Genomic DNA, 23,725 nt, shown 5'->3' with positions numbered 1-23,725 from the left:
CTCCTTATCCCCTGACGAACAGGTCGATCCGTTGGTGGAACCTCGTCCCGTCGTCCGCGTAGGCTTCCAGGAGCACCATCCACTTGCCCGGCGCAAGGTCCATCGGCGCGTAGTATATTCCGCTCAGCTCCCGGAAATCAGGCGTTATGTCGTCGACCGACATCGTGGGCCGCCCCACCGTAGCCTTCATCGAAGCGACTTCGACAGGAAGACCCTCGCTGTCGCGGAACTCCAGCCGCAGCCTGCCGGGCTCGTAGGCGGCCGTCAGTGTCCAGCCCAGCGATTCCTGGGCCGCCCGATCCTCGTCGAACGTCTGCGAGGCCACATAGGAGTTCTTCACCTCGAGCCCCGGGAAGGTTCCGATCGCCTTGGCCGCCATGAAGACGTTGACCCCGATGATCACCCCGAACGCTCCCACCGTGATCAGGAGGACCTTGCGCCCTGTCAGTTCGCCCATCTCACTCGCCTTTCCCGTTGAAGATCGTGTCGGCGTTGACCCGGTCGGTGCTCTGCACGTCCTCGATCCAGAAGCGCAGTTCCGTCCGGTCCGCCAATGCGGCCCTCGACCCGGCGGGAGCCGTGACATAGACGCGCTGGGTCTTCAGTTCGTCCGCCGGAACATGGACCACCTGGTCCTCCGCCCCTTCCAGCGACACGGTCAGCGGCGCCTCGGAGTCCACCGAAATCTGGAACGGCCGCTCCTCGGGCTGCTTGTTGCGGATGCGGATCTCGTAGGTATTGCGGATGGAACCGTCCGAGAGCGTCACGTAGATCGGGTTCCGGACGGGCGTCACGTTCACGTCGATTTCCGAACGCAGGAAGAGAGCGACGACGAGACCGACGCCGACTCCGGCCCAGAGCGCCGTGTAGATCATCGTGCGGACGCGGAAGATATGCCGCCAGAGCTGCCTCGGATGCGCGCCCGCCCGCTCCGCCGCTTCATCCATGAGAGCGAGGTAGCCGATCAGGCCCCGCGGCTTGCCGATCCGGTCCATCACCTCGTCGCAGGCGTCGATGCAGAGCGCGCAGGTGATGCAGGCGAGTTGCTGCCCGTTGCGGATGTCGATGCCCATCGGGCAGACGTTCACGCAGGCCATGCAGTCGATGCAATCGCCCTGGTTCGGGTCGAGCTGGCCCTTCTTCAGCTTGCCCCGCGGCTCGCCCCGCCATTCGCGGTAGGCGACGGTCAGCGTGTCCTCGTCCATCATCGCCGCCTGGATGCGCGGCCAGGGGCAGGCATAGATGCAGACCTGTTCACGAAAGAAACCGCCGAAGGCGAAGGTCGTCAGCGTCAGAATGCCCATCGTCGTATAGGCAATCGGGTGCGCCTCGCCCGTCACGAGGTTCGTCGCGAGCGAGGGGGCATCGGTGAAGTAGAACACCCATGCCCCGCCCGTGGCGAGGCCGATGAGGAGCCAGATCGTCCACTTGGTCAGGCGCAGGCGCGCCTTCCTGATGCCCCACTTCTGGTTCCAGAGCCGAACGCGCGCGTTGCGGTCGCCTTCCACCCATCGCTCGACGAGGATGAAGAGGTCGGTCCAGACCGTCTGCGGGCAGGCATAACCACACCAGACCCGGCCCAGCGCCGAGGTGAACAGGAAAAGCCCGAGTCCCGCCATGATCAGAAGGCCCGCCACGAAGTAGAACTCGTGCGGCCAGATCTCGATCATGAAGAAGAAGAAGCGGCGGTTCGCGAGATCGACCAGCACGGCCTGATCCGGAAGCTCCGGCCCGCGATCCCAGCGGATCCAGGGCGTGATGTAATAGATGCCCAGGGTCACCACCATGATGACCCATTTCAGGTTGCGAAACGTTCCTTTCACGCGGCGCGGAAAGACTGGCTCACGCGCGGCGTAAAGCTTGGGCGCTTCTGGAGTTTCTGACGTAGACAAACGGCACCGATCCCGGGTTGTATCTGTTCGCGTAGTGTCCCGGACTTATGCTTTCGCAGTCTGCCCGGAGCCTTGATCTGAGTCAAAGCCCCTCTGCAGCGCAGCGTGGCCTGACGACGCAGCCCTCCACGTCCGAACCAAGCTTCTGGGCCGACGCCGAGGATGAGGTTGCCCCGGCGGGCGCGAAATCAGGGCGTCCGCAAGGTTCGGATTGCTGGAATACACACTTGGGCTTGCCTTCGGAAGACGTCGGCGCGAAAGAGACCTTGCCGGCAAACGAAGAGCACCGGCTCCCCCAGGAAACGCGCGAACAGGACGGGGTGCCGGTGCTCTGGCCTCGGGCTCAGCCCTTGGTCGAAATGACCTTCGCCCGCGGGCCCGCCGCCTGCCTTGACCTGAGTCAAATCGTTTCGGGCGCACCCCCGAAAAAACACGGAACGGGGGGCCGTAGCCCCCCGCCGCTTCACTCTGTCGCATGTCTTGGGCGGACGGGATTATTCGCCGCCGCCAAGCTGGTGCACGTAGGTCGCGACCGCGCGGATGTCGGCCTCCGACAGACGCGAGTTCCAGTTCGGCATCACGCCGTACCGGGCGTTCGTCACGGTTTCGGTCAGCGACGCCTCGTCGCCGCCAAAGAGCCAGATCGCGTCGGTGAGGTTCGGCGCGCCCTGCATGCGGTCGCCCGTCCCGTCCTCCATGTGGCAGGCCGAGCAGTTGTCGATGAACACCGTCATGCCGGTTTCGGCCAGCGCCGCGTCATGCTCCTGCCCCGAAATCTTCAGGACATACTGCACCACCGCCTGGGTTTCCTCGGAGGCGAGGATATCGCCGAAGGCCGGCATCTGCGAGAAGCGCGCGTCCGGATCGTCCGTGTTGCGGATCCCGTGGGTGACGGTCGTGTGGATCTCCTCGATCGAACCGCCCCAGAGCCAGTCGTTGTCGCTGAGCACCGGGTAGCCCGTCGCGCCGCCGCCTTCGCGGCCATGGCACTGCACGCACCAGGTGTTGAACACCGCCTCGCCCGCATTTGTGGCGTAGCTGGCGAGTTCCGCATCGGACGAAATCGCAGTCAGGTCCGTGGCCACGAGCTTTTGCTGGATCTCGGCGTTCTTGGCCCGGTAGCTCTCGATCTCGGCGGCCACGGCTGCGCGGGTATTGCCCTGCTCCTCGCTCACCAGACCTTGGGTCGCGCGGCTCACGAGCGGCCAGGCCGGATAGGCGATCGTGTAGCCGATCCCCCAGATGATGGTGATGTAGAAGGTCCAGAGCCACCAGCGCGGCAGCGGCGTGTTGAGTTCCTCGATGCCGTCCCACTCATGGCCCGTCGTTTCGACCTCGGGCTTCTCGGTCATTGGTTTCTTAGCCATGTCAGGCCTCCTTGGCCTTCCCGCCCGTGGCGGGTTTGTCTTCGTGCCGGAAGGGGATGCGCCCTGCATCGTCGTGGACTTTCCGTGATCCGGGCCGCAGGGCCCAGACCACGATTCCCACGAAGAAAAGGAAGAGGAACAGGAGCACCCAGCTGTCGGCGAATTGCCTCAGGAGCGAATAGGTTTCCATGCGCCCCTCCTCTCAGCGATTCGGGTCAAGCTCGAAGGTCGAGAAATCGACCATGGTGCCAAGAACCTGAAGGTAGGCGATGAGCGCATCCATCTCGGAGATGCCCGGAGCTCCGTCGAAGTTCCGCACCTGCGCATTGGAATAGCGCTCGAGCAGCCCGTCGTAATCGCTGTCCGGATCGGCCTGCGCCTTGAAGTCCTCCGCGGCGGCCTCGATCATCTCGTCCGAATACGGCACCCCGACCAACCGGTGGGTTTCCAGGAGGTCGGTGATGTAGGTCGGCTCGATCATCCTGTCGGACAGGAAGCCGTATTTCGGCATCACCGATTCCGGCACGACCGACTGCGGGTTCGTCAGGTGGTCGACATGCCATTCATCCGAATAGCGGCCGCCGACGCGGGCGAGGTCCGGCCCCGTCCGCTTCGAGCCCCACTGGAACGGATGGTCGTACATCGACTCTGCGGCAAGGCTGTAGTGGCCATAGCGCTCGACCTCGTCCCGCATCGGGCGGATCATCTGGCTGTGGCAGACGTAGCAGCCCTCGCGGATGTAGATGTCGCGCCCGGTCAGTTCCAGCGGCGTGTAGGGCCTTACCCCCTCGACCTCCTCGATCGTGTTCTCGATGTAGAACAGAGGCGCGATTTCGACGATCCCGCCGACCGTGACAACGAGGAAGGAGGCGACGAGAAGAAGCGTCGCGTTCTTCTCGAGGATCTTGTGTTTTTCAAGAATTGCCATGTCCCGGTTCCCCTTATTCGGCCGGAACCGAAGCCGGGGCGGCGGCTTTCGCCGGCTGCCGGGCAACGGTCATGTAGAGGTTGTAGAGCATGATGACGGCGCCGGTGAGGTAGAGCACCCCGCCCAGACCGCGCACCACATACATCGGGAACTTGGCGCTCACCGTGTCGGCGAATGCGTTCACGAGGAAGCCGTTCGCGTCCACTTCACGCCACATCAGGCCTTCCATGATCCCGGTGACCCACATCGAGGCGGCGTAGAGCACGATCCCGATGGTGGCGAGCCAGAAGTGCCAGGAGACGAGGCTGAGCGAGTAGAGCCGCTCGCGGTTCCACAGCTTCGGTACGAGGAAGTAGAGCGCGCCGAAGGTGATCATGCCGTTCCAGCCGAGGGCACCGGAGTGCACGTGGCCGATCGTCCAGTCGGTGTAGTGGCTGAGCGAGTTCACCGCCTTGATCGACATCATCGGGCCTTCGAAGGTGGACATGCCGTAGAAGCCGACGGACACCACCATCATCCGGATGATCGGGTCGGTGCGCAGCTTGTCCCAGGCGCCCGAGAGCGTCATAAGGCCGTTGATCATGCCGCCCCAGGAGGGCATCCACAGGATGACCGAGAACACCATGCCGAGCGTCGAGGCCCAGTCAGGCAGCGCGGTGTAGTGCAGGTGGTGCGGACCCGCCCAGATGTAGAGGAAGATCAGCGCCCAGAAGTGGATGATCGACAGCTTGTAGCTGTAGACCGGCCGTTCCGCCTGCTTCGGCACGAAGTAATACATCATGCCGAGGAAGCCCGCGGTCAGGAAGAAGCCCACCGCGTTGTGGCCGTACCACCACTGAGTCATGGCATCCTGCACGCCGGCGAAGACCTGCACCGACTTGGAGCCGAAGATCGACACCGGGACGGAGAGGTTGTTCAGCAGATGCAGCATCGCGACCGTGACGATGAACGACAGCAGGAACCAGTTCGCCACGTAGATGTGGGGCTCCTTGCGCTTGATGAGCGTGCCGAGGAACACCGCCAGGAAGGCGACCCAGACGATCGTCAGCCACAGGTCCACGTACCACTCCGGCTCGGCATATTCCTTCGACTGGGTGGCGCCGAGGATGTAGCCGGTCGCGGCCAGCACGATGACGAGTTGGAAGCCCCAGAACACGAACCAGGCGAGATTGCCGCCCCAGAGGCGGGCGGCCGACGTGCGCTGGACGATGTAGAAGGACGACATCAGCAGCGCGTTGCCGCCGAAGGCGAAGATCACGGCCGAGGTGTGCAGCGGCCGAAGCTTGCCGAAATTCAGGTATCCATGGGCGAATTCGGACAGGTTCAGCTCCGGGAACGCGAGCTGGAAGGCCACCGTCACGCCGACGAGGAAGCCCACGACGCCCCAGAGCGCCGTGGCGATGACACCCGCCTTCACCACGCCGTCATTGTATTCGTCCACCGGCACGGGGCGGTGCTCGCCCACACGCCGCAACACCCAAATGAAGGTGATCGCCGCCGCCAGCATGACAGTCAGCGCATTCACCATATAGGCCAGGTCGCGCGCGTAATTCGCCGCGATCGCGGCCAGTACCGCGATCGCGCCAAGCACGACCAGCTTTAAATAATCCCACATGTTCGCGTCCCTTCGTCTTCTTTGGCCGCAACGGATCGACGGAGTCGGATTCCTCCGGCGGCTCTTCGACAGTTTGGCTTCTCGCGCCGGCTTGTTGCGAATGCATTGATCCATGTCAATTCATCGCGATCAGGCGGTTGATCCGTGTCAAAGTGCGGCTCCAACTCCGCGCCTAGACTTCTCGACAAATGTCAATCGCGGACGCACCCGGAGGAGACGCAGAATGCCCTACAAGTCGCTCTTGACTGTAATTACCGACCCTGCCGGCAAGGCGCCTCAGCTCGACAGCGCCATCGAGCTTGCCCGGCGCGAGGATGCGCATCTCGACATCCTCTGCCTGGGCATCGACCGGACGCAGACGGGCTACTACTACGCCGGCGCCACCGCGATGATCCATCAGGAGACGTTCGAGCGCGCCCAGGCCGAAGCGCAGGCCGCCGAGGCCGCCGTGCGCGACCGCATGGGGGCAGAGGACATCCGCTGGGGCGTCGAATCCGCCGTGGCGCAACTCGGCGGGCTTTCCGGGATCGTCGCGCTACGCGCCCGCTATTCGGACCTGGTGATCCAGCCCCAGCCCTACGGCGACGGTGGCAGCACCGAGGCCGAGGCCACGGTCGAGGCTGCAATGTTCGAAGGCAAAGCGCCCGTACTCGTGCTGCCCGCAAGCGGGCTCGGCAAGAACTTCGCCCGTCGAATCGTTCTGGCCTGGAACCAGAGCGACGAGTCGCTGCGAGCGGCGCGCGCGGCCATGCCGCTTCTCAAGGCAGCGGACCTCGTCAACATCGCGGTCATCGACCCGCCGAGCCACGGGCCGGAACGGTCGGATCCGGGCGGTCCGCTCTCGCAGCTTCTGGCACGCCACGGGGTCAAGACAGAAGTTTCCGTCCTCGCCAAGACGATGCCGCGCGTTTCCGACGTGCTGTGCCGTCACGCCCGCGACGAAGCGGCCGACATGGTGGTGATGGGCGCCTACGGGCATTCCCGCTTCCGCGAGGCGATTCTCGGCGGCGCGACGCGTAACATGCTCGAACAGGCCGAGGTGCCGGTGTTCATGGCGCACTGACCGCAAGAGGGGTCTTGCTGCGTCACCCAGACTGAAGACCCGGCGCCGGGGCCGAGGAGCCCCGCAAGCCGGAGATCAGGTTTCGCGCCGTTTTCGGCGCGGACCGGATCGGCTCATTGGTCCATTGGTCGAACGCAGGGAGGATTTATCATGCGGAACTGGACAGCAAGCGTCATCGTGGCGTTCACACTGGCTTCGGCGGCATATTCGCAGGAGCCAGGCAACCCCGAGGCCGGCAAGGCTCTAGCGCAGGAACATTGCTCGAACTGCCACAACATCGCGGAAGGCGGCGCTTTCAAGCTCTATCCGCCAAGCTTCGCGGCGATCGGCACCTACATGGGCACCGACATGATTCGCATGCGCATCATGATCCCCAACGTCCACACGATCATGCCGCGATTCTACGAGATCATGACGGCCGCGAACCTGAACGACCTCACCGCCTACATCGTCTCGCTCGAGAAGTGAGTTCCTGATGGCAAGGTCGGGACCGCCCGGGACCGAAAGGATACGCGAAACGACATAGGGCGCTGACCACTGAAATGGCGGAGAGTTCCGGTCGTTCGGGCGTCGGAGTGCGGGGCCCGCACCCGGATCTGGTCACACCAGGAGCCCGCCATCCGAGTCGTCGCCGGCCTCTTCCAGAAGCCGGTCGAAATCAGGAACGATCACGTGCCGCTTTCCCTGGAGCTCGATGACGCCGTCGCGGCGCAGCGCCGATATCTGGCGGCTCACCGTCTCCAGCGTCAGACCCAGATAGTCCGCCATCGCTTCCCGCGTCAGCGGCAGGTCGAATATCATCTCTCCGCCCGCTGTCTTGAGCTGCAGCGCCGCGTCCCGCCGTCCGACGATGGCGAGAAGGCTCGCAAGCTTCTCACGCGCCGTCTTCCGGCCCAGCAGCAGCATCCATTCCCGCGCCGCGTCGAGTTCGTCGAGCGTCATCTCCAGTAGACGTTGGCCGATATGGGGCGTCTGCACCATGAGCGCCTCGAACGGCTTCTTGCGGAAGCAACACATCAGAAGGTCGGTCGTCGCGGTGACGTTATAGGCCGCGGTCTCGCGCCCGGGCCGGCCGACGAAATCCGAGGGCAGCAGAAGTCCGACCATCTGCGTGCGGCCGTCTTCCATCGTCTGGGTCAGCGTGGCGACGCCGGACACCACCGACGCCACGAAATCCATAGGATCGCCGGCCCAGATGACCGTCTGCCCGGCTTCGTAGCTGCGATAGAACTTGATCTCTTCGAGCCGCTTGAGTTCGTCAGCCTCACAGCGAGCGCAAACCGCCCGGTGCCGGATCGGACAATCGCCACAGGTGGGCGCCACGGCATGTGAGTCGTGCAGCGTCATGAGATTGATCTGGGTCAAGGTCCTGATAAGCGCGTTGTTGCAACTGTACCCGCATGAACGATCAATCGCAACTTGCGCGGGTGGGACTATTCGACGCGAGGGTACCTCGGTACACGAGTTACCCGACGGCGCCGCATTTCACCTCCGGCATCGGCCCTGATGACTTCTCCGACTGGCTTTCCGCGATCCCCGCGGGGTCGGAAATCTCGCTTTATATGCACGTTCCCTTCTGCAGGAGACTGTGCTGGTTCTGCGCCTGCCGCACACAGGGGACGAGTTCTGACGCGCCCGTGCTTGCCTATGCCGAGGATCTCAAGGCCGAGATCCGGCTGATTCGCGATCGCCTTGCCCCCGGCGTCAGGCTTTCCAGACTGCACTGGGGCGGCGGAACGCCGACGCTGATGCCCGCCCGGACGATTCGGGAAATCGCCGGCGCGATCTTCCAAGCCGTCCCGATGAGCGAGCATGGCGAGTTCAGCGTCGAAATCGACCCGAACGAGATCGACGCCGAAAGGCTGGACGCCCTCGTGGCGGCCGGCATGAACCGCGCCTCCATCGGCGTGCAGGACTTCGATCCGGCAATCCAGGAGGTCATCGGGCGCGAGCAGAGCTATGAACTGACGCGGGACGTCGCCGAGATGATCCGCGCGCGCGGCGTCACGTCGCTGAACGCCGATATCCTGTTCGGGCTGCCGCACCAGTCGCCGGAGCGGATGGCGGACAGCGTCGAGAAGCTCCTGACGCTCGCCCCGGACCGGGTGGCTCTTTACGGCTACGCCCATGTGCCGTGGATGGCGCGGCGGCAGGTCATGCTGCCGTCGGACGCAATGCCGACACCGCAGGAACGGCTCGTCCTGTTCGAGACCGCTCGGCGGCTGTTCGTCGGCGCGGGTTACGACGAGATCGGCATCGACCACTTCGCGAAACCCTCTGACGGACTGGCAATCGCGGCCCGCGAGGGTCGCCTGCGCCGCAACTTCCAGGGCTACACGGATGACACCGCCCCGGTTCTGGTGGGAATCGGCGCCTCGGCGATCTCGAAGTTCCCGCAAGGTTACGCTCAAAACGCTCCTGCCACCGGCGCGCATGTTGGCGCGATCCGTGGCGGACGGTTCTCCACCTCCCGCGGCCATGCCTTCGTCGGAGAGGACCTCCTGCGCGCCCGGATGATCGAGGCGCTCATGTGCGATTTCCGGATCGTCGCGAAGGAGATGATCGAGCGCTTCCGCGTGACGCCCGAGCGGCTGGCCGAGCTTTTCGAAGCAGCCGCGAAAAGTTTCCCCGGAATGGTCGAAGTCTCGTCCGAAGGCTTCTCCATCCCCGAACGGATGCGCGCCGTGACGCGCATGGTCGCACGCGCCTTCGACGCCTACGAACTGTCGAAGGCAGGGCATTCCCCGGCGATCTGACGGCCGTTAAAGGCTTGGTGGCCAAAGCCTCGGCGGCACTCAGCCGCCGAAGGCCGCACGCATGAGTTCCTGCGTGTAGTCCGTCCGGGGCGCCGAAAAGACCTCTTCGCAGTCCCCTGCTTCCACCACGTCGCCACGCTTCATCACGATGACCTTGTGCGACAACGCCCGCACGACGCGCAGGTCGTGGCTGATGAAGAGGTAGGCGAGGCCGTGGCGCCGCTGGAGCCCGCGCAGAAGTTCCACGATCTGCACCTGCACCGTCATGTCGAGCGCCGATGTCGGCTCGTCCAGAACGACCACCTTGGGACGCAGGATCATCGCACGGGCGATGGCGATCCGCTGTCGCTGCCCGCCCGAGAATTCGTGCGGGTAACGGGACATGGTGGCGGGGTCGAGGCCAACCTCGGCCATGATCTCGGCCACCATCTCGCGCCGGTTGCGGCCGGGCTCCACCCCGTGGACGCCGATGCCCTCGGCGATCACCTGTTCGGCGGTCATCCGCGGGCTGAGGCTGCCGTAGGGGTCCTGGAACACGATCTGCATGTCGCGCCGCAGATTTCGAAGCTGGTTGCCGCGCCAGCGCGTGATTTCCTGCCCCATGTAGACGATGGGGCCTTCGGACTCGATCAGCCGCATGATGGCAAGGGCGAGCGTCGTCTTGCCCGATCCGCTTTCCCCGACGATGCCAAGCGTCTCGCCCGCGCGGACCGACAGCGTCGCGGCATTCACGGCCTTCACGTGTCCGACCGTCCGCCGCATGAGGCCGCGCTGGATCGGGAACCAGACGCGCAGGTCTTGCGTCCGGACGATCTCTTCCGCGTCGTCGGGGACCGGGTCGGGGCCGCCCGTCGGCTCCGCTGCGAGGAGTTTCTGCGTATAGGGATGCTGGGGCGAGGCGAAGATCTGCTCCACCGGCCCTTGTTCGACGATCTCGCCGCCCTGCATCACGCAGACCCGGTCCGCGATCCGGCGCACGACGCCGAGGTCGTGCGAGATGAAGAGAAGGCTCATCTCCTCCGTCCGCTTCAGTTCGGCGAGGAGTTCGAGGATCTGCGCCTCGATCGTGACGTCGAGCGCGGTCGTGGGCTCGTCTGCTATCAGAAGCTCCGGCCCGTTGGCGAGCGCCATCGCGATCATCACGCGCTGGCGCTGGCCGCCGGAAAGCTGGTGCGGATAGTCGGCCAGCCGGCTTTCCGGCTCCTGTATCCCGACCTTGGTCAGAAGCTCGACGATACGCTCCCGGACCGCAGGCCCACGCAGTCCCTGGTGCAGCATGATCGATTCCGACAGCTGCTTTTCCAGCGTGTGAAGCGGATTCAGCGAGGTCATCGGCTCCTGGAAGATGAAGCTGATGTCGTTGCCTCGCACCTCGCGCAGCAGGGTTTCCGGCGCCCCTATCATCTCCCGCCCGAGATATTGCACGGACCCGGAGACGGAGGAGTTCCGTCCCAGCAGCGCGACCGTCGACAGGGCCGTGACGGACTTGCCGGACCCGCTCTCCCCCACGAGAGCGACGGTTTCGCCCTTGTCGATGTGGAACGACACGCCCTTCACGGCCTCGATCAGTCTGCCGTCCTGACGGAAACTGACCGACAGGTCCCTGACGTCCAGAACCCGGCTCATTGGAATGTTTTCCTAGGGTCGAAGGCGTCGCGCACGCCCTCGAAGATGAAGACGAGAAGCGAGAGCATGATCGAGAAGGTGAAGAAGGCCGAGAAACCGAGCCAGGGCGCCTGCAGGTTCTGCTTGGCCTGAAGCGTGAGTTCACCAAGCGACGGCGCCGAGGACGGCAGGCCGTAACCCAGGAAGTCGAGCGAGGCGAGCGTGCCGATGGTTCCCGTCACGATGAACGGCAGAAGCGTCAGCGTCGCGACCATCGCGTTCGGCAGGATGTGACGGAACATGATGACCCGGTCCCGGACACCGAGCGCCTTGGCCGCTCGGACGTATTCGAAGTTCCGCGCGCGCAGGAACTCGGCCCTGACGACACCCACGAGCGCCGGCCATCCGAAAAGGATCGTCACGAAGACAAGAAGCCAGAAGCCCCGCCCGAGGATCGCGAAGAGAATGATGATGACGTAAAGCGAGGGCGTTGAGGACCATATCTCCAGGAACCGCTGGAAGATGAGGTCCGTCCGCCCGCCGAAATAGCCCTGCACCGCCCCGGCCGCGACACCCACGAGGCTGGAGACCACGGTGACGATCAGGGTGAAGAGGATCGAGAGGCGGAAGCCGTAGATGAGCCGCGCCAGCACGTCGCGCGCGGTATCGTCGGTGCCCAGCCAGTGGTCCTTGTCGGGGGCGGATGGCGCCGTTCCGACATTGTTGATCGTGTTGTAGGAATAGGGAACCGGCGGCCAGATCATCCATCCCTTCTCGATGGCCTCGCCCGCGACCTCACCATCCTTCGCATCCTCCATGATGCCCTTGGGATCGTCCCAGCAATCCTGCAGGCCACCCGTGACGATCAGGCATTGCACGGCCTCGTCGCGATAGATCGCCTCGGTCCGGAAATCGCCGCCGAACTGGGTCTCGGGGTAGAAGCGGTAGACGGGGAAGTAGAACTCGCCCCGGTAGTTCACCACGATCGGCTTGTCGTTCGCCAACACCTCGGCGAAGAGCGACATGACGAAGAGCACGAGGAAGATCCAGAACGACCAGTAGGCGCGGCGGTTCGCCTTGAAATTCCGCCAGCGGCGCTGGTTGAGGGGCGAGAGAGCCATCAGCCGGCCCTCCGCTCGAAGTCGATGCGCGGGTCGACGAAGACATACATCAGGTCCGAAAGGATTCCGACGACCAGGCCGACGAGGCCGAAGACGAAGAGCGTGCCGAAGATCACCGGATAATCCCGCGCCACCGCCGCCTCGAAGCCCATTCGTCCAAGCCCGTCCAGCGAGAAGATAGTCTCGATCAGGATCGAGGCGCCGAAGAACACGCTGAGGAACAGGCCGGGGAAGCCCGCGATCACGATCAGCATCGCGTTGCGGAAGACGTGGCCGTAAAGGACCCTGCCCTCGGTCAGGCCCTTGGCCCGCGCGGTCATGACGTACTGCTTGTTGATCTCGTCAAGGAAGCTGTTCTTGGTCAGGAGCGTCAGCGTCGCGAAGCTCGCGATGGTGGAAGCGACCACGGGCAGCGTGATGTGCCAGAAATAGTCGAGAACCTTGCCGATGAGCGTCAGGTCCGCCCAGTTGTCGGAGGTGAGACCGCGCAGAGGGAAGATCTTCCAGTAGGAACCGCCCGCGAAGAGCACCATCAGCAGGACCGCGAAGAGGAAGCCCGGAATCGCGTAGGCCACGATGATGACGCCCGAGGTCCAGGTGTCGAAGGACGTGCCGTCGCGCACGGCCTTGCGGATGCCAAGGGGGATCGAGATCAGGTAGGCGATCAGCGTGGACCAGAGACCCAGCGTGATCGACACGGGCATCTTCTCGACCACGAGGTCGACGACCGAGATCGAGCGGAAGTAGCTCTCGCCGAAGTCGAAGGTAAGGTAGTTCCCCATCATGATGAAGAAGCGTTCGACCGCGGGGATCGGCTCCTTGCGGCATTCGGGCGCCTTGAGGTCGGGCGTGCCCGTGTAGCCTTCGTCGCAGACGATCCGGGCAAAGCCCATGTCGAGTTCCAGGCTGTCGAGAAACTCGGGCGGAAGGCCGCGCGCGCCAAGATAGCGTTCGTCGCCGCCGGGCTGCGCCTCGCCACCCGCATCGCCGCCGCCGGAGATATTGCGGAAGACGTCCCCTTCTCCCTCGACCTGGGCGATGATCTGTTCGATCGGCCCGCCGGGCACGAACTGCGTCAGCGCGAAGTTGATCACCATGATCCCGATCAGCGTCGGAATCATCAGAAGGAGCCGCCGGAGGATATAGGCGCCCATGCCTGCCTGTTGCCTCTGTTCTTGTCCCTGCCCGGTCGCGTCCCGTCAGAACGCGCCCGCTGCCTTCAGCTTTTCGCCCTTCTCGGCGTTGTACCACCAGAAGTCCAGCTCGCCCAGCGCATAGGGCGGAAGCGTCTCGGGATGCTCGTACATGTCGTAATAGGCGATGGTGTGCACGTTCTTGAACCACTGCGGCACCCAGAACCGGTGCGCCCGAAGCACCCGGTCCAGAGCCTTCACCGCCGCGTGCAGGTCTTCCCTCGTCTCCGCCGCCTCGACGATGGAGATGAGCTGATCCACCGCGGGATCGGCAAGGCCCGCCGAGTTGAACGCGTCGTCGCCCGATTTCGAGCCGAAATATTGCTGCAGCCCCGAACCCGGAGTGTAGCCCATCGGGAAATTCGCCGTCGTGATGTCGAAGTCGTGGCTGCGTTCGCGGTTCACCAGCTGGGCATTGTCTACCCGGTTGTGACGCGCGTCCACGCCCAGCCGGCGCAGGTTCTCGACGAAGGGGTTGATCACCCGGTCGAAGGTCTGGCTGTCGTTCAGGAAATCGACGACGAGCGTTTCGCCCGCCGCGTTCCGGCGCATGCCGTCGTTGCCGACGGGCCAGCCCGCCTCGTCCAGGAGCGCCGCTGCCTTCCGGAGGTTGCCGCGGTCCATCTGGTTCGCACCTGACACCGGGGCCATGACGGGTTCGCTGTCCAGAACGCCCGGGGGCAGCTGTTCCTTCAGAGGCTCGAGGACCGCCAGCTCTTCCGGTGACGGCAGCCCCGTGGCGGCAAGCTCGCTGTTTTCCCAGAACGAGTTGATCCGATTGTAGAGCCCGTAGAACAGGGTCTCGTTCGACCATTCGAAATTGAACATGAGCGCGATGGCTTCACGGACGCGCGGGTCCTGGAACTTCTCGCGGCGGAGGTTGATGACAAAGCTCTGGCCGTTGGCGATGGTCCCGTCCTCGGGCGTGGCCTTGACGACCCAGCCCTTCTGAAGCGCAGGGAAATCGTAGCGCGTCGCCCAGATCAGCGAGGAGGCTTCGTTCCGGAAGGTGTAGGCGCCGGCCTTGAAGCCTTCGAAGGCGGCGTCATAGTCGCCGAAATACTCGATCCGGATCCGGTCGAAGTTGTGGCGGCCGATGTTGATGGGCAGGTCCTTGCCCCAGTAGTCCGGATTGCGGCTGTAGACGATCCTCTGGCCGACCTCCATGCTGTCGAACATGTAGGGCCCCGAGCCGATGTAGGGCTCGATGCTGGTTTCCTCGAGATCGCGGCCCTTGGCCTCGAATTCCGCCTTGGAGAAGATCGGCAAGCCACCGACCGACTGGATCAGGTCACGCTTGGGGAAATCCGGGCGGAAGGTGAACTTGATCCGGTGCGGTTCGATGACTTCAGCGCTTTCGACCTGCTGCGAGAGGACGGCACGGAAGCTCGACAGGCCCTTCGTCAGGAAGGTCTCGTAGGAGAACAGCACGTCATCGGCCATGAGCGGCGTGCCATCGGAAAACCGCGCCTCGGGGCGGAGGTTGAAGATCACCCAGGAACGGTCCTCGGGATACTCGATCGTCGAGCAGACGAGGCAGTAGACGGCATCGACCTCGTCCGCCGTGCCCTCCATCAGGGTTTCCAGCATGATGGTCGAAAGCGCCGCCCCGCGGCCCTTGATCGTGAAGGGGTTGAGCGAATCGAAGCCGCCGAAGCTCCATTCCGAGATCTCACCGCCCTTCGGCGCATCCGGGTTCACGTAGTCGAGATGCGCGAAGTCCGCGGGATACTTCAGGTCCCCGAAGGTCGATATGCCGTGCGCGACGATGACGTTTTCCTCGGCGCGGGAGACGGTCGCGGCCATCAGCATCGCCCCTGCGGCAAGAAGTGCCGCCAAGGCCCGCACGCCGCGTTCCGCCTCGACCGTAACCGCCCGCGCCACGACTTTTCCGACCATCAAGCCCCCCTTGTCGCGCCCTCGGGCGCAATGCCTGCAGTTCCCCGTTCGATCTAAGCTAAATCGCCGAAAGTCACGGCTTCAAGTTGCGATTGCGTGAAAAGGTCGTGCACGGAAAAGCAAACGGGCCGCCCGGAAGGCGGCCCGTTCGAAATCCGTCTGTGCCGTCCGTCAGCCGCCCAGACCCTGGAGGTAGGCGACGAGGTTCGCGCGGTCTTCGACCTTCGGAAGGCCCGCGAAGCTCATCTTCGTGCCCGGCGCGTAGCCCTTCGGGTTCTCGAGGAACTGGTTCAGCGCGTCCGGCGTCCAGGCACCGCCATGCTCGGCCAGCGTGGCCGAATAGCCGAATCCGTCGACTCCACCGACGGCGCGGTTCACGACGCCGTCGAGATGCGGGCCGGTGCCGTTCGTGCCGTCCACCTTGTGGCAGGCCTTGCACTTGCCGAACACCTTTTCGCCGGCGGCCGCGTCGGCACTGGCGAAGACTTCTTCGAAAGAGGGGCCTTCCTCGGCGGCCGCCGCTTCCCCGGCGCCCTCGTCGGTAGCGATCGTGTAGGCCTGCGCAGCTTCCTCACCGTGGCCGCCGCCGCCGGTCGTGTACAGCGATTCCGCACCCCAGTTGGCGAGGAGGAAGATCAGGAGAGCACCACAAAGCGCACCGCCCGCCTTCGTCACAGTCATCGTATCGATCATGTCCGTTCCCAATCCGGCTTATTCGCTTGCGCGGTATCTACCCGCTTCCCCTGCCCGGTTTCAAGGTATAGTTAGCGCGGCGTGTTGCCCGCACGCGCGGGCGTTGCGGGGAGAACCAGCCAGATGACCGCACGGATCGCGTTCCAGGGGGAACCCGGCGCCTATTCGCACCAGGCCTGCAGGCAAGCACGCCCCGATATGGAGGCCCTGCCCTGCCGCACCTTCGAGGACGCGATCGAGGCGGTGAGGAAGGGCGAAGCCGACCTCGCGATGCTGCCGGTGGAGAACTCCACGTACGGCCGCGTGGCCGACATCCATCACCTTCTGCCCGAGTCCGGCCTGCACATCATCGACGAGGCTTTCGTCCGCGTTCACATCAACCTTCTCGCCGTTCCCGGCACGCGGCTGGAAGAGGTCGAGCAGGCCATGAGCCATACCGTCCTCCTCGGCCAGTGCCGCGGTTTCCTCAAGAAACATGGGATCCGCACGGTGACCGGTGCCGACACGGCGGGCTCGGCGCAGCATGTCGCCGAAGTCGGAAACCCCAAGCTTGCCGCGCTCGCCTCGGAGCTCGCGGGTGAGATCTACGGACTCGACGTGCTGGCCCGGCACATCGAGGACCGGTCGAACAACACGACCCGGTTCCTCGTGATGGCGCGCGAACCGGACATGACACGGCGCGGCGACGGACCGATGATGACGACCTTCGTGTTCCGCGTCCGGAACATTCCCGCGGCGCTCTACAAGGCGATGGGCGGGTTCGCGACCAACGGCGTGAACATGACGAAGCTGGAAAGCTACATGGTGGACGGGACCTTTTCCGCCACCCAGTTCTATGCCGATATCGAAGGCCACCCGGACGACAAGAACGTCAAGCTGGCACTGGAAGAGCTGGAGTATTTTTCCTCGGCAGTATCGCTGCTCGGCGTCTATCCGGCCGACGCCCAGCGCCGCTGAGACGCAGATTCACGCGACGGTGCTGCGATAGTCTTCCTCGATTCGCTGCGCGAATGCCCGCACTCGGGCTTCGTAGCGCGAACTCAGGCTGCCTTTGGCGAGCTTCATCGACTGAATCATCAGGCGCGTTGCCATGGTCTTCGGGCGGACATCGAGTTCCACCGCCAACCGCGTTCGCTTTCGCGAGAGCGCGACAAGCGTGACGCCGCCCTCGAACCGGAACCCGGCGGATTCGGCAGTGAAGCGCACGGCTCGTGGCGGGTCGTACTCTCGCAGCACCGCCTCCAGCGAACGCTTCTTGCCGCGCCAGTTGAAGCGGATGCGCCAGGTCATGCCGGGTCCGGCCGCGGCAAGGTCGTCCAGCCGGGTCAGTTCCACCTTGTTGCGCAGGGCCACACGTTCGAAACCGGCGAAATCCGAAACGGCGCTAAAGACCGCATCCTGCGGCACCTCGATATCCTCGCGCGTCGAAAATTTCATGCCTCAACCTGCCTGCTTCAATCCACCCACCGCCGGTCGGCCTCCTTCTGGCTTCAATCCAGCCGGTCCGCAAGCCAGTTGCGGATCAGGAATCCGGCGATCGCGCCGCGCCGGGGCGGCTTGATCGTTGCGTGTGTGCCCGCCACCGCAGAGGCGACTTCCTCCCGCGTGAGCCAGACTGCATCTTCGAGTTCATTCGGGTCGAGATGGACCTCGTCGCTTTCCGCCTGCGCGATACAGCCCAGCATGAGCGACGAGGGATAGGGCCAGGGCTGGCTCGCGAGGTAACGGACGCTTCCGACCTCGATCCCGGTTTCTTCCGCGACTTCCCGGCGCACCGCCGCCTCGATCGTTTCGCCGGGTTCGATGAAGCCCGCGAGCGTGGAATACATGCCCTCCGGCCATCCGGGCGAGCGGCCGAGAAGAAGCCGGTTGCCGCGCGTGACCAGCATGATCACGACCGGGTCCGTGCGCGGGAAATGGTGCGCTCCGCAGGCCACACAGTCGCGCTGCCACCCGGCCATTGCCGGCGCGCTCGCGGCGCCGCACGCGGAACAAAATCTGTGGCTTCGGTGCCAGCCAAGTATCGCTTTCGCAGTCGCCGCGAGTTCCGCGTCGCGCGGCGTGAGGTCGGCCATGACGCCCCTCAGTTCGGCAAAGCGGAACTCCGGCTGAATGTCGGGGTGGCGCTGTTCGGTCGGGTCGAAGAAGACGCCAGCCGGCGGCATCTCCGCCGGGTCCGGCGACCAGGCCGAGATATCGGCGGCAAAGCGAGGCCCCGCCTCGTCGGATCCGAGGAACACCTGCGCCTCGGCCGCCTCCGAAAGCGCCGGATGTCCGGCCTTCAGCCATCCGAGCCCTGCCGCACCGTTCAGAAGAGGTTTGCCCCGCCAGAGCGGAAGCACCCGGGCCGAAGGCTCTGCGAACAGACGCGTGACTTGCGCCGCGTCCTTGCGCAACTCCGCCGCCCGGTCGAGGCCGGACCCCCCGAATGTCACCGTCTCCGCTATCCGCATCGCGATCATCCCCCGTCGACTTCCTGTTCCGATGTGGCACGGCTTGCCAGCCCCTGCAAAGCAGTCTGGAGCCAGTGAAGCGCAATACAATCATGACGTGAATTCGAATTCTGCAATTCTCCCCACTTTGGACAAAATCGGAACAAATCTGACATGTGTCATGGCCGTGTCGTGATACAGTCTCAACATCCATGCCCGTGCGTTAGGAGAGGCTCTCATGACTGAGTGTTACGGAACTGGTATATCGCGCCGTGCTTTCCTTGCCGGCTCGGCGGCAGGGGCTTCGTTGATCGCATTACATCCCTACTCGGCCTCGGCGGCGACAAACCAGGCCCATCTTCGGATCATGGAAACGACGGACCTGCACGTCCACGTGTTTCCCTATGACTATTACGCCGACAAGCCGATCGACACGGTCGGGCTCGCGCGAACCGCCGCGATCATCTCGCAGATACGGGCGGAGGCGACTAACTCCCTTCTCGTCGACAACGGCGACTTCCTGCAGGGCAACCCGATGGGCGACTACATCGCCTATGAGCGGGGCATGAAGCCCGGAGACATGCATCCGATCATTACGGCCATGAACGAGGTCGGTTTCGATGCCTCCACGCTTGGGAACCACGAATTCAATTACGGGCTCGAATTCCTGATGAACTCGGTTGCGGGCGCGGCCTTCCCGATCGTGTCCGCGAACGTCGCGAAGAGCCTCGGCGCGAGCCCGCGCGAGGACGACACGCTCGTTCCGCCCTACGTCATCCTCGACCGCGAGGTGACGGACGGCGCCGGCAACACGCACCCGATCCGGGTGGGCCTCATCGGCTTCGTGCCGCCGCAGATCATGAACTGGGACCGGAGGCACCTCGAAGGCAACGTCGACACCCGCGACATCGTCGCGACCGCGGAGGCCTGGGTGCCAAGGATGAAGGAGGAAGGCTGCGACCTGATCATCGCGCTGTCCCATTCCGGCATCGGACCGGCGGACTGGACGGAGGGTATGGAAAACGCCTCCGTGCCGCTCGCGCGGGTCGAGGGGATCGACGCGATCATGACCGGGCACAGCCACCTCGTCTTCCCCTCCCCCGCCTTCGAGGCCTACGCAGACGTCGATCCGGTGAAGGGCACGATCGCCGGGAAGCCGGCGGTGATGGGCGGGTTCTGGGGCTCGCATCTCGGTCTCATCGACCTTCTTCTGGAACGCGACGCGGATTCCTGGCGCGTCCTGAGCTTCCAGTGCGAGGCGCGGCCGATCCACCAGCGGAACGAGGACCGCTCGATCTCGCCCCTCGTCGAGAGCGAGCAATACGTCCTGGACAGTGTGCAGGCGGAACATGACGCGACGCTCGCCTACGTACGCCGCGGTGTCGGGAAGACCTCGGCTCCCCTGCATTCCTACTTCGCGCTGGTCGCGGACGACCCCTCGGTGCAGATCGTGTCCATCGCCCAGAAGTGGTACATCGCCGAAATGCTGAAGGGGACCGAATATGCCGGTCTGCCCCTCCTTTCTGCGGCGGCGCCCTTCAAGGCCGGCGGCCGCGGCGGGCCGGACTATTACACCGACGTCCCGGCGGGCGACGTAGCGATCAAGAACGTCGCGGACCTCTACCTCTACCCGAACACGATCCGTGCCGTGAAGGTGACGGGCGCGCAGCTCAAGGACTGGCTCGAGCGTTCGGCCGGCATGTTCAACCAGATCACGCCCGGCGAGGCCGACCAGGTGCTGCTGAACCCGGATTTCCCTTCCTACAATTTCGACGTGATCGACGGCGTGACCTACGAGATCGATCTTTCGCAACCGTCGAAATACGGCCCCAAGGGCGAGGACCTGAACCCGGACGCGAACCGGATCGTGAACCTGGAATTCGAGGGGGAGCCGGTCGACCCGGCCGCCGAGTTCGTCATCGCGACGAACAACTACCGCGCGTCGGGCGGCGGCGACTTCCCCGGCGCGAAGGGCGACACGATCATCTTCGAAGGCCCCGACACGAACCGCGACATCATCGTGCGCTACATCGTCGAACAGGGAACGATCAACCCGTCGGCGGACACGAACTGGCGCTTCGCGCCGATGCCGGGGACGAGCGTCCTGTTCGATACCGGTCCGAAGGCGATGGATTACCTGGTCGACGTCAAGGGCGTGAAGATCGAGCCGGCCGGTGACGGGCCCGACGGCTTCGCGCGGTTCCGAATCGCGCTCTGATCGGGCTTCGACCGGCAATGCGACCGGCCGGCGAGGCGCGGATCCGCCCCGCCTCTTCCAGCCCGCCGCCCGCAAGCGACTTGCCCCTTCCCTTCCGCTTGGGCAGGATCGCGCCGCCGTCAACCTGAACCGGGAATCCGCCATGCGCCTTCTATCCTTGATCGTCGTCCTGGCGCTGATCGCGGGTGCAGCCGCCCTGGCCACGCGCCCGGGGCCGGAGGAGTTCGACGCGATGCTGAAGGCCGCGATCGAAGAGAAGATCGCGACGACGGACATCGACGGCTCTGGCGACGCGATCGAGACGATCGCCCTCGTCGGCTGCAAGCTTCGCCCCTCGGACTGCTTCGCATTGGTGCGCGAAGGATTCGACGTTCAGGTCGAGGACAAGACGTTCTACACGCGCTTCACCGTGGACGGCTTCGGGCAGAAGGCGACCTGCACCGGGGCTTTCACGAAGATCTGGTGCTCGGAAGAGCTTCTGGAGGAATGACCTCGGGGAAAAGCACCGGCGCGAACCTGCGGATTCATGACCTGATGCCCTGACTGGCGCGCCTTGCGAATCCGCGTGGCTGTCCCTATGTTGCACCGCGAGAGGTTGGCGCGGGCGAGCGCCTCGCCAACCCGGTCAGGTCCGGAAGGAAGCAGCCGTAACGAGCCCCGCTTGGGTCGTTGTCCAACCTCTCACCTTCTCCGACGCATCGGCCTCCTTGTTTCCCTCCCGGGAATCGGCGTGCCTTCAGGCTTCGGGTGGACGCCGGGGAAGCCGCGCCATAGTCTCTAGTCCGAACCGAATCCGGAAGAGCAATATGTCCGAGACGCACGAGACCGCTTACCAGGTTCTCGCCCGCAAATACCGCCCCCAGACCTTCGCCGACCTGATCGGTCAGGAAGCGATGGTGCGGACGCTGAAGAACGCCTTCGCGGCCGACCGGATCGCCCATGCCTTCATCATGACCGGAGTGCGCGGGGTCGGGAAGACGACAACGGCCCGGATCATCGCCAAGGGGCTGAACTGCGTCGGCCCGGATGGGAAGGGCGCGCCCACGACCGATCCCTGCCTTCAGTGCGAACACTGCGTCGCCATCGCGGAAGGCCGGCATGTCGACGTGATGGAAATGGACGCGGCCTCGCGCACGGGCGTGGGCGACATCCGCGAGATCATCGAAAGTGTGCATTACCGGGCGGCTTCGGCGCGCTACAAGGTCTACATCATCGACGAGGTTCACATGCTGTCGACGAGCGCGTTCAACGCGCTCCTCAAGACGCTCGAGGAACCGCCGGCGCATGTGAAATTCATCTTCGCCACCACCGAGATCCGCAAGGTTCCCGTCACGGTGCTGTCGCGCTGCCAACGCTTCGATCTTCGCCGGATCGAGCCGGAGGTGATGATCGCGCATCTCACGAAGATCGCCGGGAAGGAGGGCGCGCAGATCGCCCCTGACGCGCTCGCGCTCATCACCCGCGCCGCCGAAGGGTCGGTGCGCGACGCGATGAGCCTGATGGACCAGGCCATCGCCCACGGCGCCGGGGAGACCACCGCCGACCAGGTCCGCGCGATGCTCGGCCTCGCCGACCGCGGCCGGGTCCTCGACCTCTTCGACCTCATCATGAAGGGCGACGCGGCCGCCGCGCTGACGGAGCTCGCGGCGCAATATGCCGACGGAGCGGATCCGATGGCCGTCCTGCGCGACCTGGCCGAGGTCACGCACTGGATTTCCGTCATCAAGATCACGCCCGAAGCGGCGGAGGACCCGACCGTTCCGCCCGAGGAACGCGCGCGCGGCCTCACGATGGCCGAGGCGCTGCCGATGCGCGCGCTCGCTCGGATGTGGCAGATGCTGCTGAAGGCGCTCGAGGAGGTCGCGCTCGCCCCGAACGCGATGATGGCGGCCGAAATGGCCGTGATCCGCCTGACCCACGTGGCCGACCTGCCCGATCCCGAAGCGCTGGTGCGCAGGCTGCAGGACGCACCACCGCCGTCTTCCGCCGGACGCGGTCCCGCGCCGGCAGGCCGCACGACGCATTCCGCGCCGCGCGCCGAGGCCGTCGCGCAGACGCCACGCCCGTCGGGCGGATCCTCGTCTGGCGGTGGCGGTGCCGCGACCGCGCTGGCCGAGGCGCCCGAAACCGCGCTCGCCCGATATGCCCGCTTCGACGACGTGGTGTCCCTGATCCGCGCGAACCGCGACGTGAAGCTTCTGGTCGAAGTCGAAAACAACCTCCGCCTCGCGCGATACAGTCCGGGCCGGATCGAGTTCGAACCGACGCCGGAAGCCCCGCGCGACCTCGCCGCGACGCTCGCGCAGCGGCTCCAGACTTGGACCGGCGCGCGCTGGGGTGTCTCGGTCGTCAGCGAGGGCGGCGGCGCGACCGTCGCCGAGATGCGCGATGCCGACCGCCGCGCCGCCGAGCAGGAGGCGTTGAACAATCCTCTCGTGCAGGCCGTGATCGCGGCCTTCCCGAAGGCGAAGATCACCGATATCAGGACCGGAGCCGAAACCCGCGCCGAGGCAGCCGAAACCGCGCTGCCCGAAGTGGAGGGCGAATGGGATCCGTTCGAGGACGACTAAGGAGAAAGACGCGATGCTGAAGGGACTTGGAGGCCTCGGAGGCCTCGGCGACATGGCCAAGATGATGAAGGCCGCGCAGGAGATGCAGGGCAAGATGGCCGCGCTGACCGAAGAGCTCGACCGGATCACCGTGACGGGCGAGGCGGGCGCGGGCCTCATCAAGGCGACCTGCACCGCGAAGGGGGAACTGAAGACCCTGTCGATCGATCCCTCGATCTTCAACGCAGACGACAAGGAAGTGGTTGAGGACCTGATCCTCGCCGCGATCAAGGACGCGCAGAAGCGCGCCGCGGACCGGACGCGGGAAGAGCAGCAGAAGATGATGCAGGAACTCGGCCTGCCCGCCGACATGAAGCTGCCGTTCTGAGGACGT

The 23,725-nt window shown here is 64.9% G+C and carries 22 protein-coding genes and 1 other RNA gene; 9 read left to right on the top strand and 14 right to left on the bottom strand.

Annotated features, from left to right (window positions below):
- Window positions 1-4: 4 nt before the first annotated feature.
- The 6 genes from ABCN56_RS11085 to ccoN all read right to left on the bottom strand — a co-directional run bounded on the left by ABCN56_RS11085 (window position 5) and on the right by ccoN (window position 5,802).
- Window positions 5-457, bottom strand: coding sequence for a FixH family protein (locus tag ABCN56_RS11085; protein ID WP_343080854.1), 453 nt, complete (start codon window positions 455-457; stop codon window positions 5-7).
- A gap of 1 nt (window position 458) precedes the next feature.
- Complete coding sequence (gene ccoG, locus ABCN56_RS11080; RefSeq protein ID WP_343080853.1) at window positions 459-1,892, bottom strand: cytochrome c oxidase accessory protein CcoG; 1,434 nt, start codon at window positions 1,890-1,892, stop codon at window positions 459-461.
- Window positions 1,893-2,386: 494 nt separating this feature from the next.
- Window positions 2,387-3,259 carry a cytochrome-c oxidase, cbb3-type subunit III gene (gene ccoP, locus ABCN56_RS11075; protein WP_343080852.1) on the bottom strand — a complete coding sequence of 291 codons (873 nt, stop codon included), beginning with the start codon at window positions 3,257-3,259 and terminating at the stop codon, window positions 2,387-2,389.
- A gap of 1 nt (window position 3,260) precedes the next feature.
- Window positions 3,261-3,449, bottom strand: coding sequence for a cbb3-type cytochrome c oxidase subunit 3 (locus tag ABCN56_RS11070; RefSeq protein WP_343080851.1), 189 nt, complete (start codon window positions 3,447-3,449; stop codon window positions 3,261-3,263).
- Window positions 3,450-3,461: 12 nt separating this feature from the next.
- A complete protein-coding gene (gene ccoO, locus ABCN56_RS11065; RefSeq protein ID WP_343080850.1) occupies window positions 3,462-4,187 on the bottom strand; it encodes a cytochrome-c oxidase, cbb3-type subunit II in 726 nt (241 codons plus the stop codon).
- Window positions 4,188-4,200: 13 nt separating this feature from the next.
- Window positions 4,201-5,802, bottom strand: a complete 1,602-nt coding sequence (gene ccoN / locus ABCN56_RS11060; RefSeq protein WP_343080849.1) for a cytochrome-c oxidase, cbb3-type subunit I — start codon at window positions 5,800-5,802, stop codon at window positions 4,201-4,203.
- 223 nt (window positions 5,803-6,025) lie between these two features.
- Here ccoN and ABCN56_RS11055 point away from each other — a divergent pair, with 223 nt between their 5' ends.
- Together ABCN56_RS11055 and ABCN56_RS11050 are read left to right on the top strand one after the other, a co-directional pair.
- The gene (locus ABCN56_RS11055; protein WP_343080848.1) at window positions 6,026-6,865 is read left to right on the top strand and encodes a universal stress protein; all 840 of its coding nucleotides are present in this window, start codon (window positions 6,026-6,028) and stop codon (window positions 6,863-6,865) included.
- 150 nt (window positions 6,866-7,015) lie between these two features.
- A complete protein-coding gene (locus ABCN56_RS11050) occupies window positions 7,016-7,333 on the top strand; it encodes a c-type cytochrome (protein ID WP_343080847.1) in 318 nt (105 codons plus the stop codon).
- A gap of 132 nt (window positions 7,334-7,465) precedes the next feature.
- Here the strand turns inward: ABCN56_RS11050 and fnrL are convergent, their stop codons facing one another.
- The gene (gene fnrL, locus ABCN56_RS11045) at window positions 7,466-8,212 is read right to left on the bottom strand and encodes a transcriptional regulator FnrL (protein WP_343080846.1); all 747 of its coding nucleotides are present in this window, start codon (window positions 8,210-8,212) and stop codon (window positions 7,466-7,468) included.
- Between the two features lie 53 nt (window positions 8,213-8,265).
- On the opposite strand from fnrL, the gene hemN reads away from it, so the two are divergent.
- Window positions 8,266-9,621 carry an oxygen-independent coproporphyrinogen III oxidase gene (gene hemN / locus ABCN56_RS11040; protein ID WP_343080845.1) on the top strand — a complete coding sequence of 452 codons (1,356 nt, stop codon included), beginning with the start codon at window positions 8,266-8,268 and terminating at the stop codon, window positions 9,619-9,621.
- Between the two features lie 39 nt (window positions 9,622-9,660).
- On the opposite strand, the gene ABCN56_RS11035 is transcribed toward hemN, so the two are convergent.
- From ABCN56_RS11035 to ABCN56_RS11015, 5 genes are all read right to left on the bottom strand, one after another.
- Entirely contained in the window at window positions 9,661-11,247 is a 1,587-nt protein-coding gene (locus tag ABCN56_RS11035; protein ID WP_343080844.1) for an ABC transporter ATP-binding protein, read from the bottom strand.
- Complete coding sequence (locus ABCN56_RS11030) at window positions 11,244-12,347, bottom strand: ABC transporter permease (RefSeq protein WP_343080843.1); 1,104 nt, start codon at window positions 12,345-12,347, stop codon at window positions 11,244-11,246. Before ABCN56_RS11030 ends, ABCN56_RS11035 begins: the two co-directional genes overlap by 4 nt.
- Window positions 12,347-13,501 carry a microcin C ABC transporter permease YejB gene (locus ABCN56_RS11025; RefSeq protein ID WP_343080842.1) on the bottom strand — a complete coding sequence of 385 codons (1,155 nt, stop codon included), beginning with the start codon at window positions 13,499-13,501 and terminating at the stop codon, window positions 12,347-12,349. Before ABCN56_RS11025 ends, ABCN56_RS11030 begins: the two co-directional genes overlap by 1 nt.
- A gap of 45 nt (window positions 13,502-13,546) precedes the next feature.
- A complete protein-coding gene (locus ABCN56_RS11020; RefSeq protein ID WP_343081482.1) occupies window positions 13,547-15,352 on the bottom strand; it encodes an extracellular solute-binding protein in 1,806 nt (601 codons plus the stop codon).
- A 258-nt stretch (window positions 15,353-15,610) separates the two neighbouring features.
- Window positions 15,611-16,132 carry a c-type cytochrome gene (locus ABCN56_RS11015; protein ID WP_343080841.1) on the bottom strand — a complete coding sequence of 174 codons (522 nt, stop codon included), beginning with the start codon at window positions 16,130-16,132 and terminating at the stop codon, window positions 15,611-15,613.
- Between the two features lie 123 nt (window positions 16,133-16,255).
- Between ABCN56_RS11015 and ABCN56_RS11010 the strand changes: the two genes are divergently transcribed.
- A complete protein-coding gene (locus tag ABCN56_RS11010) occupies window positions 16,256-17,089 on the top strand; it encodes a prephenate dehydratase (protein ID WP_343080840.1) in 834 nt (277 codons plus the stop codon).
- Window positions 17,090-17,098: 9 nt separating this feature from the next.
- On the opposite strand, the gene ABCN56_RS11005 is transcribed toward ABCN56_RS11010, so the two are convergent.
- Both ABCN56_RS11005 and nudC read right to left on the bottom strand, forming a co-directional pair.
- Window positions 17,099-17,569: an SRPBCC family protein gene (locus ABCN56_RS11005; RefSeq protein WP_343080839.1), complete on the bottom strand. Its 471-nt coding sequence runs from the start codon at window positions 17,567-17,569 to the stop codon at window positions 17,099-17,101.
- A gap of 53 nt (window positions 17,570-17,622) precedes the next feature.
- Window positions 17,623-18,585, bottom strand: coding sequence for an NAD(+) diphosphatase (gene nudC / locus ABCN56_RS11000; protein ID WP_343080838.1), 963 nt, complete (start codon window positions 18,583-18,585; stop codon window positions 17,623-17,625).
- Window positions 18,586-18,802: 217 nt separating this feature from the next.
- Here nudC and ABCN56_RS10995 point away from each other — a divergent pair, with 217 nt between their 5' ends.
- The 5 genes from ABCN56_RS10995 to ABCN56_RS10975 all read left to right on the top strand — a co-directional run bounded on the left by ABCN56_RS10995 (window position 18,803) and on the right by ABCN56_RS10975 (window position 23,719).
- Window positions 18,803-20,782 carry a bifunctional 2',3'-cyclic-nucleotide 2'-phosphodiesterase/3'-nucleotidase gene (locus ABCN56_RS10995; protein WP_343080837.1) on the top strand — a complete coding sequence of 660 codons (1,980 nt, stop codon included), beginning with the start codon at window positions 18,803-18,805 and terminating at the stop codon, window positions 20,780-20,782.
- 142 nt (window positions 20,783-20,924) lie between these two features.
- The gene (locus tag ABCN56_RS10990; protein WP_343080836.1) at window positions 20,925-21,272 is read left to right on the top strand and encodes a hypothetical protein; all 348 of its coding nucleotides are present in this window, start codon (window positions 20,925-20,927) and stop codon (window positions 21,270-21,272) included.
- A gap of 98 nt (window positions 21,273-21,370) precedes the next feature.
- Window positions 21,371-21,469, top strand: an RNA gene (gene ffs, locus ABCN56_RS10985) — signal recognition particle sRNA small type.
- Between the two features lie 119 nt (window positions 21,470-21,588).
- Entirely contained in the window at window positions 21,589-23,352 is a 1,764-nt protein-coding gene (locus tag ABCN56_RS10980) for a DNA polymerase III subunit gamma/tau (protein WP_425466096.1), read from the top strand.
- Window positions 23,353-23,365: 13 nt separating this feature from the next.
- Window positions 23,366-23,719, top strand: a complete 354-nt coding sequence (locus tag ABCN56_RS10975; RefSeq protein ID WP_343080835.1) for a YbaB/EbfC family nucleoid-associated protein — start codon at window positions 23,366-23,368, stop codon at window positions 23,717-23,719.
- Window positions 23,720-23,725: the final 6 nt, after the last annotated feature.

This window comes from Ostreiculturibacter nitratireducens (assembly GCF_032670585.1).
Taxonomy (GTDB): domain Bacteria; phylum Pseudomonadota; class Alphaproteobacteria; order Rhodobacterales; family Rhodobacteraceae; genus Ostreiculturibacter; species Ostreiculturibacter nitratireducens.
This window is presented reverse-complemented; position numbering and strand designations above follow the sequence as displayed.

Excerpts from the sequence above, each read along its gene's own strand:
- ccoO (WP_343080850.1), bottom strand. The coding sequence starts at position 4,187 with ATGGCAATTCTTGAAAAACACAAGATCCTCGAGAAGAACGCGACGCTT.
- ABCN56_RS10995 (WP_343080837.1), top strand. The coding sequence starts at position 18,803 with ATGACTGAGTGTTACGGAACTGGTATATCGCGCCGTGCTTTCCTTGCC.
- fnrL (WP_343080846.1), bottom strand. The coding sequence starts at position 8,212 with ATGACGCTGCACGACTCACATGCCGTGGCGCCCACCTGTGGCGATTGT.
- ABCN56_RS11015 (WP_343080841.1), bottom strand. The coding sequence starts at position 16,132 with ATGATCGATACGATGACTGTGACGAAGGCGGGCGGTGCGCTTTGTGGT.
- ABCN56_RS10980 (WP_425466096.1), top strand. The coding sequence starts at position 21,589 with ATGTCCGAGACGCACGAGACCGCTTACCAGGTTCTCGCCCGCAAATAC.
- ABCN56_RS11035 (WP_343080844.1), bottom strand. The coding sequence starts at position 11,247 with ATGAGCCGGGTTCTGGACGTCAGGGACCTGTCGGTCAGTTTCCGTCAG.
- hemN (WP_343080845.1), top strand. The coding sequence starts at position 8,266 with ATGAACGATCAATCGCAACTTGCGCGGGTGGGACTATTCGACGCGAGG.
- ccoN (WP_343080849.1), bottom strand. The coding sequence starts at position 5,802 with ATGTGGGATTATTTAAAGCTGGTCGTGCTTGGCGCGATCGCGGTACTG.
- ABCN56_RS11020 (WP_343081482.1), bottom strand. The coding sequence starts at position 15,352 with ATGCTGATGGCCGCGACCGTCTCCCGCGCCGAGGAAAACGTCATCGTC.
- ABCN56_RS11010 (WP_343080840.1), top strand. The coding sequence starts at position 16,256 with ATGACCGCACGGATCGCGTTCCAGGGGGAACCCGGCGCCTATTCGCAC.
- ccoP (WP_343080852.1), bottom strand. The coding sequence starts at position 3,259 with ATGGCTAAGAAACCAATGACCGAGAAGCCCGAGGTCGAAACGACGGGC.
- ABCN56_RS11030 (WP_343080843.1), bottom strand. The coding sequence starts at position 12,347 with ATGGCTCTCTCGCCCCTCAACCAGCGCCGCTGGCGGAATTTCAAGGCG.
- ABCN56_RS10990 (WP_343080836.1), top strand. The coding sequence starts at position 20,925 with ATGCGCCTTCTATCCTTGATCGTCGTCCTGGCGCTGATCGCGGGTGCA.
- ABCN56_RS11050 (WP_343080847.1), top strand. The coding sequence starts at position 7,016 with ATGCGGAACTGGACAGCAAGCGTCATCGTGGCGTTCACACTGGCTTCG.
- ABCN56_RS10975 (WP_343080835.1), top strand. The coding sequence starts at position 23,366 with ATGCTGAAGGGACTTGGAGGCCTCGGAGGCCTCGGCGACATGGCCAAG.
- ABCN56_RS11005 (WP_343080839.1), bottom strand. The coding sequence starts at position 17,569 with ATGAAATTTTCGACGCGCGAGGATATCGAGGTGCCGCAGGATGCGGTC.
- nudC (WP_343080838.1), bottom strand. The coding sequence starts at position 18,585 with ATGCGGATAGCGGAGACGGTGACATTCGGGGGGTCCGGCCTCGACCGG.
- ABCN56_RS11085 (WP_343080854.1), bottom strand. The coding sequence starts at position 457 with ATGGGCGAACTGACAGGGCGCAAGGTCCTCCTGATCACGGTGGGAGCG.
- ABCN56_RS11025 (WP_343080842.1), bottom strand. The coding sequence starts at position 13,501 with ATGGGCGCCTATATCCTCCGGCGGCTCCTTCTGATGATTCCGACGCTG.
- ABCN56_RS11070 (WP_343080851.1), bottom strand. The coding sequence starts at position 3,449 with ATGGAAACCTATTCGCTCCTGAGGCAATTCGCCGACAGCTGGGTGCTC.
- ABCN56_RS11055 (WP_343080848.1), top strand. The coding sequence starts at position 6,026 with ATGCCCTACAAGTCGCTCTTGACTGTAATTACCGACCCTGCCGGCAAG.